Annotated in this window: 11 protein-coding genes and 1 tRNA gene; 9 read left to right on the top strand and 3 right to left on the bottom strand. The window is 71.0% G+C overall.

The window, feature by feature from the left end; translation table 11 throughout:
* The first annotated feature begins 29 nt into the window (after positions 1-29).
* Complete coding sequence (efeB, locus tag BKH33_RS06565; protein ID WP_003783757.1) at positions 30-1553, top strand: iron uptake transporter deferrochelatase/peroxidase subunit; 1524 nt, start codon at positions 30-32, stop codon at positions 1551-1553.
* Positions 1554-1588: 35 nt separating this feature from the next.
* Here efeB and BKH33_RS06560 read toward each other — a convergent pair whose 3' ends face one another.
* Positions 1589-2839, bottom strand: coding sequence for an MFS transporter (locus BKH33_RS06560; RefSeq protein WP_003783557.1), 1251 nt, complete (start codon positions 2837-2839; stop codon positions 1589-1591).
* A gap of 113 nt (positions 2840-2952) precedes the next feature.
* Between BKH33_RS06560 and BKH33_RS06555 the strand changes: the two genes are divergently transcribed.
* Both BKH33_RS06555 and BKH33_RS06550 read left to right on the top strand, forming a co-directional pair.
* Positions 2953-3543: a TetR/AcrR family transcriptional regulator gene (locus BKH33_RS06555; RefSeq protein WP_003783677.1), complete on the top strand. Its 591-nt coding sequence runs from the start codon at positions 2953-2955 to the stop codon at positions 3541-3543.
* A 177-nt stretch (positions 3544-3720) separates the two neighbouring features.
* Entirely contained in the window at positions 3721-5124 is a 1404-nt protein-coding gene (locus tag BKH33_RS06550) for an amidohydrolase (RefSeq protein WP_076070035.1), read from the top strand.
* Between the two features lie 30 nt (positions 5125-5154).
* Here the strand turns inward: BKH33_RS06550 and BKH33_RS06545 are convergent, their stop codons facing one another.
* Entirely contained in the window at positions 5155-6384 is a 1230-nt protein-coding gene (locus BKH33_RS06545; protein WP_003783622.1) for a diacylglycerol/lipid kinase family protein, read from the bottom strand.
* A 105-nt stretch (positions 6385-6489) separates the two neighbouring features.
* Positions 6490-7434, bottom strand: coding sequence for a LysR substrate-binding domain-containing protein (locus BKH33_RS06540; protein WP_043539431.1), 945 nt, complete (start codon positions 7432-7434; stop codon positions 6490-6492).
* Positions 7435-7981: 547 nt separating this feature from the next.
* Here BKH33_RS06540 and serS point away from each other — a divergent pair.
* The 6 genes from serS to BKH33_RS14275 all read left to right on the top strand — a co-directional run bounded on the left by serS (position 7982) and on the right by BKH33_RS14275 (position 13932).
* A complete protein-coding gene (gene serS, locus BKH33_RS06535; protein ID WP_043539451.1) occupies positions 7982-9262 on the top strand; it encodes a serine--tRNA ligase in 1281 nt (426 codons plus the stop codon).
* A 13-nt stretch (positions 9263-9275) separates the two neighbouring features.
* Positions 9276-10448 carry an HAD family hydrolase gene (locus tag BKH33_RS06530; protein ID WP_003783669.1) on the top strand — a complete coding sequence of 391 codons (1173 nt, stop codon included), beginning with the start codon at positions 9276-9278 and terminating at the stop codon, positions 10446-10448.
* The gene (locus tag BKH33_RS06525; RefSeq protein WP_076070031.1) at positions 10448-12097 is read left to right on the top strand and encodes an ABC transporter substrate-binding protein; all 1650 of its coding nucleotides are present in this window, start codon (positions 10448-10450) and stop codon (positions 12095-12097) included. The genes BKH33_RS06530 and BKH33_RS06525 overlap by 1 nt, the downstream gene beginning before the upstream one ends.
* 127 nt (positions 12098-12224) lie before the next feature.
* Positions 12225-13574, top strand: a complete 1350-nt coding sequence (locus BKH33_RS06520) for an AGE family epimerase/isomerase (protein ID WP_003782628.1) — start codon at positions 12225-12227, stop codon at positions 13572-13574.
* Positions 13575-13677: 103 nt separating this feature from the next.
* Positions 13678-13763 (top strand) — tRNA-Ser (locus BKH33_RS06515).
* Positions 13764-13803: 40 nt separating this feature from the next.
* The gene (locus BKH33_RS14275; protein WP_269780286.1) at positions 13804-13932 is read left to right on the top strand and encodes a hypothetical protein; all 129 of its coding nucleotides are present in this window, start codon (positions 13804-13806) and stop codon (positions 13930-13932) included.
* Positions 13933-14026 lie beyond the last annotated feature (94 nt).

Here is a 14026-nt window from a genome sequence, read left to right as displayed (position 1 = left end):
CAACCCGGACGCCCTGGAAGGAGTCAGCAGTGAGTGGCAAGCCGGTCGACGAGCCGGAGACCTCCCCGGTCGCGGATGACGCGACCGCCGCGGAGGCGGCGCAGGCGCAGCAGGAGTCGCAGGCCCCGACGTCGGAAGACCCGGGTGACGGCTCTCTGGCCTCGGGCGCGGCGGAACAGTCTGAGGACGCCAGCACGTCCGATAAGGATGAAAAGCCGGGGAGGCCGGATGAGTCCGGGAAACCTGGACGGACTGGGAAGCCCGGCGGCAAGGGAACCAGCCGCCGCGCCATGTTCACCGGCGCGGGCCTGGGGGCCGCGCTCGCGGGCCTGGCCGGTGTCGCCGGTGGGCGCGCCTGGGAGGCCTCCCAGCGACCCGAGGAGGCCATCCTCACGACCTACCCCTTCCGCGGCGACCACCAGGCGGGGATCACCACCCCCGCCCAGGACAACATGTTCACCGCGGCCTTCGATGTCTCCACCACCGACGTCGAGGAGCTGAAAACCCTCCTGTCCGACTGGGCCGTGGCCGCCGAGCAGATGACCGCCGGCGAGCTCATCGGGGGCCAGCCCAGCTCCAACAAGCAGCTGCCGCCCAAGGACACCGGTGAGGCCTGGGGCTACAAGCCCAACGGCCTGACCATCACCTTCGGCGTGGGCAAGGGCCTGTTCGTCGACGCCGATGGCAAGGACCGCTTCGGCCTGGCCGCCAAGATGCCGGCGATTCTCAAGGAGGGCATGCCCTCCTTCTCCGGCGACCAGCTCCACGCCGCCCAGTCGGACGGCGACCTGCTGATCCAGGCATGCTCCAACGACGCCCAGGTCTGCGTCCACGCGATCCGCAACCTCACCCGTATCGCCTTCGGGACCGCCACCCTGCGGTGGAGCCAGGTCGGCTACGGGCGGACGTCGTCGACCTCCGTGGACCAGGAGACGCCGCGCAACCTGTTCGGCTTCAAGGACGGCACCAACAACATCAAGGCCGAGGATCCCGCCGACCAGCTCAACGAGCACCTGTGGGTCCAGCCGGGCGACGACGCCGCGGCGTCCTGGATGGCCGGTGGCACCTACTACGTGGCGCGGCGCATCCGCATGCTCGCCGAGGTCTGGGATCGCCTGCGGCTCATCGAGCAGGAGCAGACCATGGGACGCGACAAGCGCTACGGGGCGCCGCTGAGCATCGCCAACCCCACGAAGTCCTCCGAGGAGTTCACGACCGTGGACTACGCGGCCAAGGACGACAAGGGCGAGACGCTCGTGCCGGCCGACGCGCATATCGCCGTCGTCTCACCGGAGCAGAACCAGGGGCGCCGGATGCTGCGCCGCGGCTACAACTACACCGACGGCTCCGACTCCCTGGGGCTGCTGCAGACCGGGTTGTTCTTCATCGCCTTCGTACGTGACCCGCGGACGAACTTCTACCCGATCCTGGACCGCATGACCAAGAGCGACGCCCTCCAGGAGTACCTCAAGCACGAGGCCTCGGCCCTGTTCGCGATCCCGCCGGGCATCGAGAAGGGCGACACCATGGTGGCCGCCTCGCTCTTCAGCTGAAGTCGAGGCGGGGCGGCTCCCGCAGTGCGGGTGGTTCAGTGGTCGGCGCCGGCCAGCGCCTTGAACGCGGTGACCGCGGCCAGTGCCAGGACCAGGATCCCGGTCAGTGCCAAGGTCAGGGCTCGGAAGGTGGGCGACGACGTCGCCAGGAGCGGGCCGGCGCTCGTGCCGACGAACAGGATGAACCCGTTGAGTGCCATGCCGCTGCCGCGGTTGGGGGCGGACACCTGTCCGTAGAGGCTGATCATCGCCGGCGCGGCCAGCGCGACCCCGGCCACGTAGACGACGCTGGCGGCCACCAGGCCCGCCAGGCTGCCCGCGAGCAGGGCCTCACCGAGCATGCCCAACGCCGACACTCCGAAGCCGAGCCGCGCTATCTGCGCCCAGGACCGCCTTGCGGCGAACCGGCCGGCGCCGAGACTGAGGAACATGGCCGGCAGGGCCGCCAGGCGGATGAGAATGATCGTCGAAGGCCGCATGCCCAGCGACTCCAGGTGGCCGCCGATCCCCGTGTACATGGCGACGAACACCATGAGTAGCGTGACGTGCGCCAGGCTGAGCGCCAGAACCGCAGGTCTGAGCGCAAGCCGTCCCAGCGATGCGAACTGCCCCCGAAGCGAGGAGCCCGAGGGGCCGGAGGCGTGAGCGGCGTCGTGCACGACGGCGAGGACGGCCGCCAGGGCCACAGCCAGCAGCCCGCCGCACAGGGGGAAGAACCATCGCCACCCCAGGTGCAGTGCGACCAGCGAGGCCAGGACCTGGCCGACGATGCCCGCCACGAGGAACGACGTCGACATCGCCCCGATCGCCCCGGCCCGCCTGTGCGGCGCCAGCGCCTCGGACAGGTAGGCCAGGGCCACGGGTGCGAAGCCGGAGGCGCTCAGGCCCTGAATCGCGCGCAGGGCTGCGAGTGCCGGCAGGGACGGGGCCAGGGCGCAGCAGCCGGTGGAGACAGTGAGGATCCCCAGCGCGAGCGCCATCGTCCTTCTCCTGCCGTAGTGGTCGGAGACCGGCCCCCAGATGAGGAAGCCCGCGGCGTAGGTGAGGCTGAAGGCCGTCGACAGGGCGACAGTGGCGTTGCCGTGGAGATCGGCCGAGATCGGGGCGAGCAGGGGGATGGCTGCATAGAGCTGCGTGAGGACGAGCAGTGCGGTGACCACGAGAGTCGCGGTGGCGCTGCTGCCGGCGGGGTAGGCGGGGGAGGCCGGCCGAGTCGTCGACTGGGCGGACGGCTCGGGGGAGTGGGCGACGTCGGGATGCTGATCGGGTCGGTGCGCAGGAGACATGAGAACCCCTTTCCAACGTAAGCGTTGGAAATGACCCTAGTAGACTGGAGAGGTAGTTGCAACGGTAGCGTTGGAGTTTGCTGCTGGCGCTCGCGGATACGGGAGAAGGCGTCATGGCCTGGGATACCGAGGGGACCAAGCGGAAGATCAAGGATGCCGCCACGGCCGAGTTCACCCGCCACGGGCCCGCGGGGACGACCGTCGAACGCATCGCCAAGCGGGCGGGGGTCAACAAGGAGCGCGTCTACAACTACTTCGGCTCCAAGGACCGCCTGTTCTCCGCAGTCCTGCGCGATGAGCTGACCAAGGTGGCCGAGGCCGTGCCTCCCGCCTTCGACGAGGGGGAGGATGTGGGGGACTACGCCGGGCGCCTGTACGACTACCACCGGCAACGCCCCGAGCTCATCCGGCTGCTGTGCTGGGAGGCTCTCACCTTCGACGACGAGGTGCCGGAGGAGGAGCTGCGGCGGGAGCACTACCAGCGCAAGATCGCCGGGATGCGCAGCGGTCAGGACTCCGGCGCCCTGACCCGCGACGTCGACCCCGGTGCGCTCATGCTCATGATCATGTCCCTGACGGGCTGGTGGTCCACTGCGCCCCAGGTGGCGCGGATGCTGTGCGGGCCCCTGGACGAGGAGGAGCATGATCGCCGGCGCGCCGTCGTCGTCGAAGCGGCCCGCCGGCTCGCCGCGCCCCGCGAGTAGACGCCGAGAACCTGGGTGGTGTGCGGCCCCCGGTGGCTACTGCACGAGCCTCGGGTCGTACTGGCCGGGAGCCGTCCATACTGCGCGGGGTCCGGATCTTCGTGGAGTGCACCCATGCCCTGGCCAGGGGAACCCGACCCCCGTGCAATACGGGCGTCGGCTGGGCATGATTGCCCTATGCGCGACCTGAATGACCTCACCCGCCCCACCACCCCCTCCGGCGCCATCCAGGAGCGCATGATCGCCGAGACCGAGGAGCGCCGCGGCGTCGTCGGCCCGGCCCCGGTCCTGCCCGACGACGCCGGAGCCCCCGCCGACCTGCGCGCCGCCCTGGGGGAGGCTGTCGCCGAGCTGGCCCCGCAGATCATCGAGCTCTCCCAGGACATCCACGCTCACCCCGAGACCGGCTACGAGGAGCACCACGCCGTCGCCACGGTCGCCGCGCTCCTGCGCCGCCACGGTATCGAGCCCGAGGTCGGCGTCTACGGCATGGACACCGCCCTGCGCGCCGAGATCTCCGGGACCGTCGGGGCCGGTGCCGCTGACGCAGCGGCCGGAGACGCCGGTCAGCCGGCCGGTACCATCGCGATCCTCGCCGAGTACGACGCCCTGCCCGGCATCGGCCACGGCTGCGGCCACAACGTCATGTGCGCCAACTCCGTGGGCGCCTTCCTCGCCCTGGCCTCCCTGGCCTGCACCCGCCCCGGAGCCCTTCCCGGCCGCGTCGTCCTGCAGACCACGCCCGCCGAGGAGAACTCGACCGCCAAGGAGATCCTGTCCGTGCGCGGCATGCTCGACGGCGTCGACGCCGCCATCCAGACCCACTCATACGCCCATGACGTCACTCATCAGACCTGGCTCGGGGTGCGCCGCATGGAGGTCGTCTTCCACGGAGTGCCCGCCCACGCCGCCTCCCAGCCCTTCATGGGCCGCAACGCCCTGGACGCCGCCACCCTGGCCCTGACCGGCATCGGCCTGCTGCGCCAGCAGATGCTCCCCATGGACCGCCTCCACGCCATCATCACCGACGGCGGCCAGGTCCCCAACATCATCCCCGAGCGCACCGAGCTGTCCATCATGGTGCGCTCCAAGTACCTCGAGACCCTCAAGGAGATCACCGAGCGGGTCGAGGAGGTCCTCCACGGCGCAGCCCTCATGACCGGAACCGGCGTCGAGATCCTCACCTCCGAGGACAGCAACGAGGTCCCCGTGCGCGACAACGGCCCCCTGCTCGCCTCCTGGGCGCGCTCCCAGCGCGAGCGGGGCCGCGACCCCCTGGCCCCCGGGGTCCTTCCTGAGACGATCGCCGCCGGCACGGACTTCGGCAACGTCTCCCAGCGCGTGCCCGGCATCCACCCGCTCATCAAGGTCACCGACCGGCCCGACGTCGCCCTCCACACCCGCGCCATGACCGAGGCTGCCGGCGCCCCCACCGGGGACGCGGCCGCGCTTGACGGCGCCTATGGGCTGGCCGCCGTGGCCCTGGACTGGCTGCACGACGCCGAGCTGCGCCGGGCCGTCCGCGCCGACTTCGAGGCCACCGGCGGGGCGATCGACGTCGCCGGCTTCTGGGAGGAGTGAGCCGGGGCGCCGCTCCGGCCGCTCCGGCTCTCAGGTCGGCGGGCGGCGGATGAGCAGCGCCCCGGGGTCGATGCGCACCCGCATGCCCTGCGTGGGCGCCAGCAGGTCGCCGTCGACCTCCACCAGGGCCGGCGCCGAGAGCTGGACGGCCACCTCCCCGCCGCGTCGCAGCACCACCCGTCCCAGGGAGCGACTCGGTTCGGAGTAGCGCGCTGCGTAGGGCGGCAGCACCTGGCGCGCCAGGGAGCTCCAGCCCGCCAGGCCCGCCACCGTGTCGATGGCGGCGATGTCGAGCAGGCCGTCGTCGGTGCGCGCCTCGGGCAGCAGGGTGATCCCGGCCGGCAGGCGACCGCCGTTGGCCACCAGCAGGTTGCGGGCTCTCAGGCGCTCCACGCGCCGCTGGCCGGTCTCGTCCAGGAGACTGAGCACCAGGTCCATGCGCGGTGAGCCCAGGTTCTCCATGGCCGCCAGGGCGTAGGCGCCCCAGCCGACTCGCGCCTTGAGGGCCGGGCGCGTGGAGGCCACCAGCCCGGCGTCGAAACCGATCCCGGCCACCACCATGCAGGCGTGCTCGTCACCGAGTGTGGGGCGGGCCCACTGACGGGGCTTGCGGGTCGCCCGCTGGATCGTGCGCACCGCTCGGGCGGCCTCGGCCGACAGCCGTGGGGAGGTGGTCGTATCGGCTGCGCCCGTCGGGTCGGTTGAGGGAGGCGAGCCGTCAGGAAAGGGGGCGTTGGTGGCGGTGTCGCCGCCCAGCGTGTCCGCCTCACCGGTGGTTTCGGCGGATTCGGTCCTGCCCGGCCCGACGTCGGGAGCGGTCCAGGCCTCGGTCCTCACCCAGGCCAGGTCGGCGGGCAGGTCGACCCCGTGGGCGGCCACTCGAGCCGCCGCCCTCGGGGCGCCGACCGGCACCCCGAGGTTGCGGGCCGCCAGGTTCGCCGTACCCAGGGGGATGATGCCCATCCGCGCTTCCGTACCGGCCACGCCGGCCGCCACCGAGCGCACGGTTCCGTCGCCGCCTGCGGCCACCACCAGCCGGGCCCCGGCGGCCAGGGCCAGGCGCGCCTGCATGGTGCCGGGCTCGGACACGCTCGTCTCCAGCCACACCGGTCCGGCGTACCCGGCCTCACGCAGCTCGCGCTCCAGCACACCCCGCACCGCGGTGGTGGTGCGACGCTTGGAGGGGTTGATGATGACGCAGGCCAACGGCTGGCCGGGGCGCGTCGTGGTCCGGGTCCCGCCGTCGGTGAAGCCGGTCATAGGGGCAGGTTAGCCGCCCATGCAGCCTCGGTCACGGTCCTGGGGCCGCGGAGACGAACCCAAGACGATGTGAGCCCGGTGCAGGGGCGGAGCCCCAGGCCGCGCTCAGGCCGCGGCCAAGGGCTTGACCGGGATGGTGGGCAGGTCGGTCTCGCTCACCAGACGCGAGATGAGGCTGGCCAGCTGGGCGAAGTCGGCGCCGCGGGAGGAGGAGACCCGGTGGACCAGACCCATACGGCGCAGCGGCACCTCGCCGCCGAAGCGGGCGACGCCGTACTCCGTGGAGGGGGTGAGCAACTGGAGCGCCCCCTCGGGGATGACCGTCACGCCGGAGCCGTGGGCGACCATGCGGGTCACTGTGGACAGGGTGGTGGCCACCGCGATCGGCGGCTGGGTGCCGTAGCGCTGGCACAGGGACAGGGTCTGGTCACGCAGGCAGTTGCCCTCGTCGAGCAGCAGGAGGGGCTGGCTGTCGAGCTCGGCCGGGCTCACGTCCGTGCGGCCGGCCCAGGGGTGATCCGCGGCGGTGAGGATGACGAGCTGCTCGTCGAACATCGGGATCGCGGTGGTGCGCTGCAGGTCGTCCTCCAGGGAGATGATCGCGGCGTCGAGGCGTCCCTGGGCGAGCTGGTCGAGGTTGTCCCCGGTGACCATCTCACGCAGGTCCAGCTCCATCTGAGGCAGGGCCTCGCGCAGACCGTCAAGGAGGATGGGTGCCAGGTAGGGAGCGATGGTGGGGATGATGCCCAGGCGCATCGTGCCGCTCAGGGCGGCCCCCTGGCTGGAGGCGGCCTCGTTGAAGGCCTCGGCGGCCAGGACGGCGTCGCGCGCGAAGGGCAGGAGGGCCTCGCCCAAAGAGGTTACGAGAACGCGGCGGGTGGTGCGCTCCACCAGCTCGCCGCCAACACGCTTCTCCAGGGCGGTGATGGCCTGGGACAGGCTGGGCTGGCTGACGCCGAGCGCGGTGGCGGCCTCACCGAAGTGCTGGTGGTCACACAGGGCCACGAAGGCCCGTAACTGAGAGAAGGACGGAGATGATGAGATCGGCATGAGTTGTGGTCCTGTGGTCGGGGCCCGCACCACTGCGATCGGCGAGCCTGATATGACGGAGTGACAGAAAATCGGAGGCAGACGACTGGCCGGGAAGGTGGGGAGAGTGGTGTGGGGGCGGTGCGGGCGGGCCTCCAACATGGCGGCACGGAAACACCGTCGGGAACTATAGGGTACACCGATTGAAATGGATTCTATTCACAGGTGGATTGCGTTGGTAGTAGGAAGTGGGTCACGTTCGCCGTTTCGGGGTGGTGTACTCGGGGAGAAGCATGTATGAGTCACACGCCTGTCATTCGGCCCCGATCTTCCGGTAAAATGCTGGCCTTCGCGGCCCTGAGGCCACCTCGACGGTGGGGTGGATTCGGGGGCGATCCGACGTCGATCCGGGGCCGTTCTCCCGGAGTGTCGGTTGCGCCACTGGCCTGTGACCTTGTCCGTCTCCAGGATCCTTCTTGATCGTCTCCGACGTCCGGCCGAGGGCCGGCTGCGTTCGGAAGGTGACCCGGGTGCGGCCTTCGGCGCGGTCCTGACTACACTCAGGGGCATGATCGACCTGCGTGCGCTTCGTGAGAACCCCGAGCCCTTCCGCGCCAGCCAGCGAGCCCGTGGTGCCGACGTCGATCTCGTTGACCGCGTCATCGCCGCCGACGAGACCCGCCGTCAGGCGCTGGCCGCCTTCGAGAACCTCCGCGCCGAGCAGAAGGCCGTCTCTCGCTCCGTGGGGAAGGCCTCGCCCGAGGAGCGCCCGGCGATCCTCGCCAGTGCCAAGGAGCTCGCCGAGCAGGTCAAGGCCGCTGAGTCAGCCTCCTCGGCCGCCGCCGCCGATCTCGACGCCTTGGCCCGTCAGTTCGCCAATCTCATCGAGGGGGCGCCGTCGGGAGGGGAGGAGGACTACGTCGTCCTGCGCCACGAGGGCGGTGAGCCCCGCGACTTCGACGCCGAGGGCTTCGAGCCCGCCGACCACCTGGCGATCGGCGAGGGCCTGGACATCATCGACACCCGCCGCGGCGCCAAGGTCTCCGGTGCCCGCTTCTACTACCTCAAGGGCTGGGGCATGCGCCTGGAGCTGGCGCTCATGACGGCGGCCCTGGACGCCGCCGTCGCCCATGGCTTCACCCCGATGACCACGCCCACCCTCGTCACCCCGCAGGTCATGGGCGGTACCGGCTTCCTGGGCGCCCACAGTGACGAGATCTACTACCTGCCCGCCGACGACCTCTACCTCACCGGTACCTCCGAGGTGGCCCTGGCCGGGTACCACGCAGACGAGATCCTCGACCTGTCCGCCGGCCCAAAGCGGTACATGGGCTGGTCCACCTGCTACCGGCGCGAGGCCGGTGCCGCCGGCAAGGACACCCGCGGCATCATCCGCGTCCACCAGTTCAACAAGGCCGAGATGTTCTCCTACTGCCGGCCCGAGGACGCCGAGGCCGAGCACGCCCGGCTCCTGGCCATGGAGGAGGAGATGCTGGCCCTGGTCGAGCTGCCCTACCGGGTCATCGACACCGCTGCCGGGGACCTGGGCTCCTCGGCCGCCCGCAAGTTCGACTGCGAGGCCTGGCTGCCCACCCAGCAGCGCTGGATGGAGGTCACCTCCACCTCCAACTGCACCACCTACCAGGCCCGCCGTCTGGCCGTGCGCGAGCGCCGCGAGGGAGGCACGAGCCCCGTGGCCACCCTCAACGGGACCCTGGCCACCACCCGCTGGATGGTCGCCATCCTGGAGAACCACCAGCAGGCCGACGGCTCGGTGCGCGTGCCGGCGGGCCTGCGCCCCTACCTGGGCGGCCTGGAGGTCATCGAGCCCGCCAGTGCCGTCGCCTGAGGCGGGTTCCATCATGAGCCCCACGCCTTCGTCCTCCTCGCCGACGACGCCGGAGCCCTTGCTGGACACCGCCGGTGCTGCGGGCGCCGCGGGCGGCACCGTCAGCCCGGAGCCCACGGGCAACGGTCCGGCCGTCAACCCCGAGACCGGGATCGCTCCGGCCGGCCAGCCCCTGACCCGCCTGGGTGGCTCCACGGAGTACCTCGAGAACCACGAGAGCAGCTCCGAGCCCACGGAGGAGGCCGGTTCCGGGGCCGCCGGAAGGCGCGTGCTGCGCCGTCGGGCCCTGAACCACGAGGAGTACCACGCCCTCGTCCAGGACCGGATGCGGGACCTCGACTCCCTGGAGGCCGCCGGTGGAGCCCGGCTCGCTCCGGGCGACGGGCTCGTCGTCGCCCTCGACGTCGACGGCACCATCCTCGACATGGACGGGCGCGTCTCGGAGCGGGTCATGGCCTCCATCGCCCGCCTGCGCGCCCACGAGGTCCCCGTGGTCATCTCCACCGGGCGCGGGATCGCCGCCGCCATGCCGGTCGTGCGCCATCTGGGGCTGAGCACCGGCTGGATGGTCTGCGCCAATGGTGCCCTGACCCTGCGGCTCGACCCGGACGTCCCCGGTGGCTACGAGGTGGTCGACTCGCGCACCTTCGACCCGCGCACCGCCATCGAGACTCTGCACGCCGCCGTTCCTGACGGGATCTTCGCCGTCGAGGACCCCGGCATCGGTTTCAAGGTCTCCCGGCTCTTCCCCGACGGCGAGCTTATTGAGGATCAGCAGGTCGTCACCATGGCCGAGCTCGTCTCCCAGCCCGTCACCCGCGTGGTCCTGCGGGCCCCGGGCATGTCCGTCGAGCGCTTCTCCGAGATCGTGGCCGACTCCGGGCTGCACTCGGTGGAGTACGCCATCGGTTGGACGGCCTGGCTCGACGTCGCCCCCGAGGGGGTCACCAAGGCCTCCGCCCTCGAGGCGCTCCTCGCCCGCCTGGGCGCTGACCCCGCCCGCGCCCTCGCGGTCGGGGACGGTTCCAACGACGTCGAGATGATCGAGTGGGCCGGGACTGGCGTCGTCATGGGCAGCGCGCCGCAGTGGGTGCGCGACCGCGGCGATATCCTGACCGAGCCCGTGTGGCGGGACGGCTGCGCCGCCGTCCTGGACGCTCTCATAGAACGAGTAAGGCACCCCTGATGCGACAGTCCCCTCTCCCTGTCTCCCACCACAACTTCAACGGTCAGAATTCCACCGACGACGCCGGTCGCACCATCGGTCCGCCCGGTGAGGCGGTCACGGGACGCCGGCGCCCCACCGGGCGGCTGCGGCGGGGCGGTCGCCTCCTCGCGGCGGCCAGCGCCCTGATGCTGGCAGCCGCCGCCACCGCCGCCTGCTCGGCCGGCGGGGCCGGCTCGGCGTCGGCCACGGGCTGCGCCGCCTACAAGGCCTACCAGGGGCACGAGGGCACCACCGTCACCGTCTCCAGCAGCCTGACCGGCACCGAGGCCGAGCGCTTCGAGGCCTCCGTGGCCGAGTTCGAGAAGTGCACGGGGATCACCGTCGAGCACACCGGCACCTCCGAGCTGCGCTCCCAGCTGCTCAACGGCTCGGGTGCGGACCTGTCCACCAGCAAGGGGGCCTCGCCGTCGAGCCAGGACAACCCCGAGAACCTGCCCGACCTGGCGATCGTGCCGCAGCCGGGCATGGTGGCCGAGCTCGTTGACACCGGCGTGGTCCACCCGCTGCCGAATACGGTCAACAGCAACGTGGAGGCCGGATGGGACCGGCACTGGATCCAGGTGGGCATCCACGCCTCCGTGCCCTATGCCGCCCCGCTCATGGCCTCGGTGAAGTCCCTCGTGTGGTACTCGCCGGATGCCTTCAAGAAGGCCGGCTACGAGGTGCCCAGCACCTGGGGTGAGCTGGAGGCCCTCACCCGCAAGGTCCGCGCCGACCACCCCGACGGCTCCGTGACGCCCTGGTGCGTGGGCGCCTCCGACGGGGAGTCCACCGGTTGGGTGATGACCGACTGGCTCGAGGACACCATGCTCTCCACACAGGGCTCCGGCGCCTATGAGACCTGGGCCTCGCACCGGGTGCCCATCGACTCCACGGGCGCGGTGGAGGCCCTCGACACCGTTGAGTCCCTGGTTCTGGCCGACCGGAGTGTGGCCGGCGGGCGCGGCTCGATCATCTCGCGGACTCCCGCGCAGGCCGGGGCCGACCTGGTCAAGGGCAGCTGCCTCATGCTGCACGCCTCCTCCTCCTTCGAGAGCCGCTTCCCGGAGGGCACCGCCATCACCGACGCCGACGGCGCCAACTCGGTGACGGTCCAGGTGCCCAGCCCCTCCGCGGGTGCCACGGGGGACGCCTCCGCGAGCCCGACGGGTTCCGCACAGGCCAAGACCGCCGCAGCGACGTCGTCGGCATCGCCGTCGAACGGGGTCAAGGTCTCGGCCTTCGTCACCCCGGGGGCGGACCGCGGTTCGGACGCCGTACTCGTGGGCACCGACTACCTCGTGGGATTCACTCGCTCGGAGGCGGTCAATGCGGTCATGGAGTACCTGACCTCCCAGGACTGGGCCCGCACGCGGATGGCGATGGGTGGGGTGGCGACCGCCTATCAGGGGGTTGACCCGGACCTGGCGCCCAGCGACGTCGGTAGGCGCGCCACCAGGTTGCTTCAGTCGCGTCAGACGACCGTGGAGATGGATGCCTCGGACTCGATGCCGGTGGGCGTCGGCAGCAGCGCCCTGTGGCTGGGGCTGAGCCGTTGGTCGACCGGGGCGATGAGCGCCCGGGAGGCGCTCGCGCAGGGCGAGTCCGCCTGGCCGAAGCAGAAGTAGGCGGGGCGGGGCGCCGTCGGCAATGCTGAGCGGGCTTGGGAGAGAGAGCCGCTGAGAGCAGACCGGAGCATTGATCCGTGTGGGGCGGGTCGATAGCCTTGGATCCCCTGCGGATCAAGGAGGACTCATGGGACTGGGATGGTTCGGCGCCCCCGAGCACAAGCGTTGGCTGGCCTACGAGACGCATGCGCTGCTGCACTACGCGCGCGCCGCGCAGGTGCCCACCGGATTCGGGTGGATCGGCCAGGACGGCGAGGTGGACCTCTCCCATCCCGTCGAGCTGTGGATCACCGGCCGCATGACCTTCGCCTTCTCCCTGGGGGCGCTCATGGGCATCCCCGGCTGCCGGCGTTACGCCGACCACGGCGTGCGCGCCCTGAACGGTCCTCTGCGCGACCCGGCCAACGGCGGCTGGTACTCGGCGATCGGCCCCGAGCCCGACGCCGAGGGGCGCGGCGTCCCGATCGATCCCGAGGCCCGTAAGGAGTGCTACCAGCACGCATTCGTGCTGCTGGCTGCGGCGACAGCGACGGCCGCCGACCGGCCCGGTGCCCACGAGTTGCTGCGCGACGCCATGGCGATCCAGGACCGTTACTGGTGGGACGAGGCGCAGCAGATGCCGATCGAGTCCTACGCCTTCGACTTCACCGACCCCGAGGACTACCGGGGCATCAACGCCGCCATGCACACGGTTGAGGCCTACCTTGCCGCCGCCGACGTCACCGGCGAGGTGCGTTGGCTGGAGCGGGCGCTGAAGATCGTCGACTTCGCGGTCAACGTCCAGGCCCGCCAGCACGGCTGGCGCCTGCCCGAGCACTACAGCACCTCCTGGGAACCGCGGCTCGACTACAACCGCGACGAGCCGGCCCACCCCTTCAGGCCCTACGGCGTCACGCCGGGCCATGGCCTGGAGTGGGCGCGACTGACCGTCCAGCTGCGCGGCGCACTCATCAACCGCTCCATGAGCGCACCGGACTGGATGCTGGACGCCGCCGAGCACATCTTCGAGCAGGCCCGCACCGACGGCTGGCGCATCGACGGCGCCCCCGGCTTCGTCTACACCACTGACTTCGACGGCAAGCCAATGGTCCACGAGCGCATGCACTGGGTGGTCTGCGAGGGCATCTCGGCCTCGGCCGCCATCCGTCAGGCGCTGCTCGACGACGGACGCGGGGAGATCGACGTCGAGCACTACGAGCACTGCTACCGGGCCTGGATCGACTACGCCGAGGAGTTCCTCATCGAGGCGCCCGGTGTGTGGACCCACGAGCTCGACCGCGACAACCGGCCCTCGACCCGCACCTGGGCCGGGCACCCGGACATCTACCACGCGCTGCAGGCCACACTCATGGCGCGTCTGCCGGTGTGGCCGGCGGTCGGGCAGGCCCTGGCCGAGGGACGGCTCGACGAACCGAACTCCCTGCTGCCGGCGCGCGCCAGCAAACCGCACCGTCGGGGGTTCTTCGGCAGGTCCTGACGTCGCCGGGTGTTCCCCGAGTGGGCCGCCGGTGGGCCCGCGGTGACCGCGGGCTCACCGGGATGGTAGGGTCTGTGCCTGTCGCGCCCCGAGGGCGTGGCCTGGAGAGGTGACAGAGCGGCCGAATGTGGCGGTCTTGAAAACCGCTGTGCGCCTAGCGCACCGGGGGTTCGAATCCCCCTCTCTCCGCTCACGCACCGCAATACCAATGAAAACTCATCAAGGTGTCATGAGTCAGGTGAGTTTGGCGGCGTTCTCGTTGCCGGTGAGCCCGGCGGCCATCAAGTGCAACCTGATGATTCTTCAGCTCGAGAGCCAGTCCCGCATCGTTCCGACGCTGCGGTCAACGTCTCAGTGATGACATCCATGTCAATATCGAGAGAGATGGGAAGCAGCCTCGGCCTTAATGCGGTGACTACGCCGTGATAGCCAAGAGAGACACCTTCCGCGAT

Origin of the sequence: Actinomyces naeslundii (genome assembly GCF_001956585.1) — a bacterium.
Lineage (GTDB): Bacteria > Actinomycetota > Actinomycetes > Actinomycetales > Actinomycetaceae > Actinomyces > Actinomyces naeslundii.
Note: the sequence above shows the minus strand (reverse complement) of the source record. Positions and strands in the feature narration are given on the sequence as shown.

Excerpts from the sequence above, each read along its gene's own strand:
- BKH33_RS06560 (WP_003783557.1), bottom strand. The coding sequence starts at position 2,839 with ATGTCTCCTGCGCACCGACCCGATCAGCATCCCGACGTCGCCCACTCC.
- BKH33_RS06555 (WP_003783677.1), top strand. The coding sequence starts at position 2,953 with ATGGCCTGGGATACCGAGGGGACCAAGCGGAAGATCAAGGATGCCGCC.
- BKH33_RS06550 (WP_076070035.1), top strand. The coding sequence starts at position 3,721 with ATGCGCGACCTGAATGACCTCACCCGCCCCACCACCCCCTCCGGCGCC.
- BKH33_RS06545 (WP_003783622.1), bottom strand. The coding sequence starts at position 6,384 with ATGACCGGCTTCACCGACGGCGGGACCCGGACCACGACGCGCCCCGGC.
- BKH33_RS06540 (WP_043539431.1), bottom strand. The coding sequence starts at position 7,434 with ATGCCGATCTCATCATCTCCGTCCTTCTCTCAGTTACGGGCCTTCGTG.
- serS (WP_043539451.1), top strand. The coding sequence starts at position 7,982 with ATGATCGACCTGCGTGCGCTTCGTGAGAACCCCGAGCCCTTCCGCGCC.
- BKH33_RS06530 (WP_003783669.1), top strand. The coding sequence starts at position 9,276 with ATGAGCCCCACGCCTTCGTCCTCCTCGCCGACGACGCCGGAGCCCTTG.
- BKH33_RS06525 (WP_076070031.1), top strand. The coding sequence starts at position 10,448 with ATGCGACAGTCCCCTCTCCCTGTCTCCCACCACAACTTCAACGGTCAG.
- BKH33_RS06520 (WP_003782628.1), top strand. The coding sequence starts at position 12,225 with ATGGGACTGGGATGGTTCGGCGCCCCCGAGCACAAGCGTTGGCTGGCC.
- BKH33_RS14275 (WP_269780286.1), top strand. The coding sequence starts at position 13,804 with ATGAGTCAGGTGAGTTTGGCGGCGTTCTCGTTGCCGGTGAGCCCGGCG.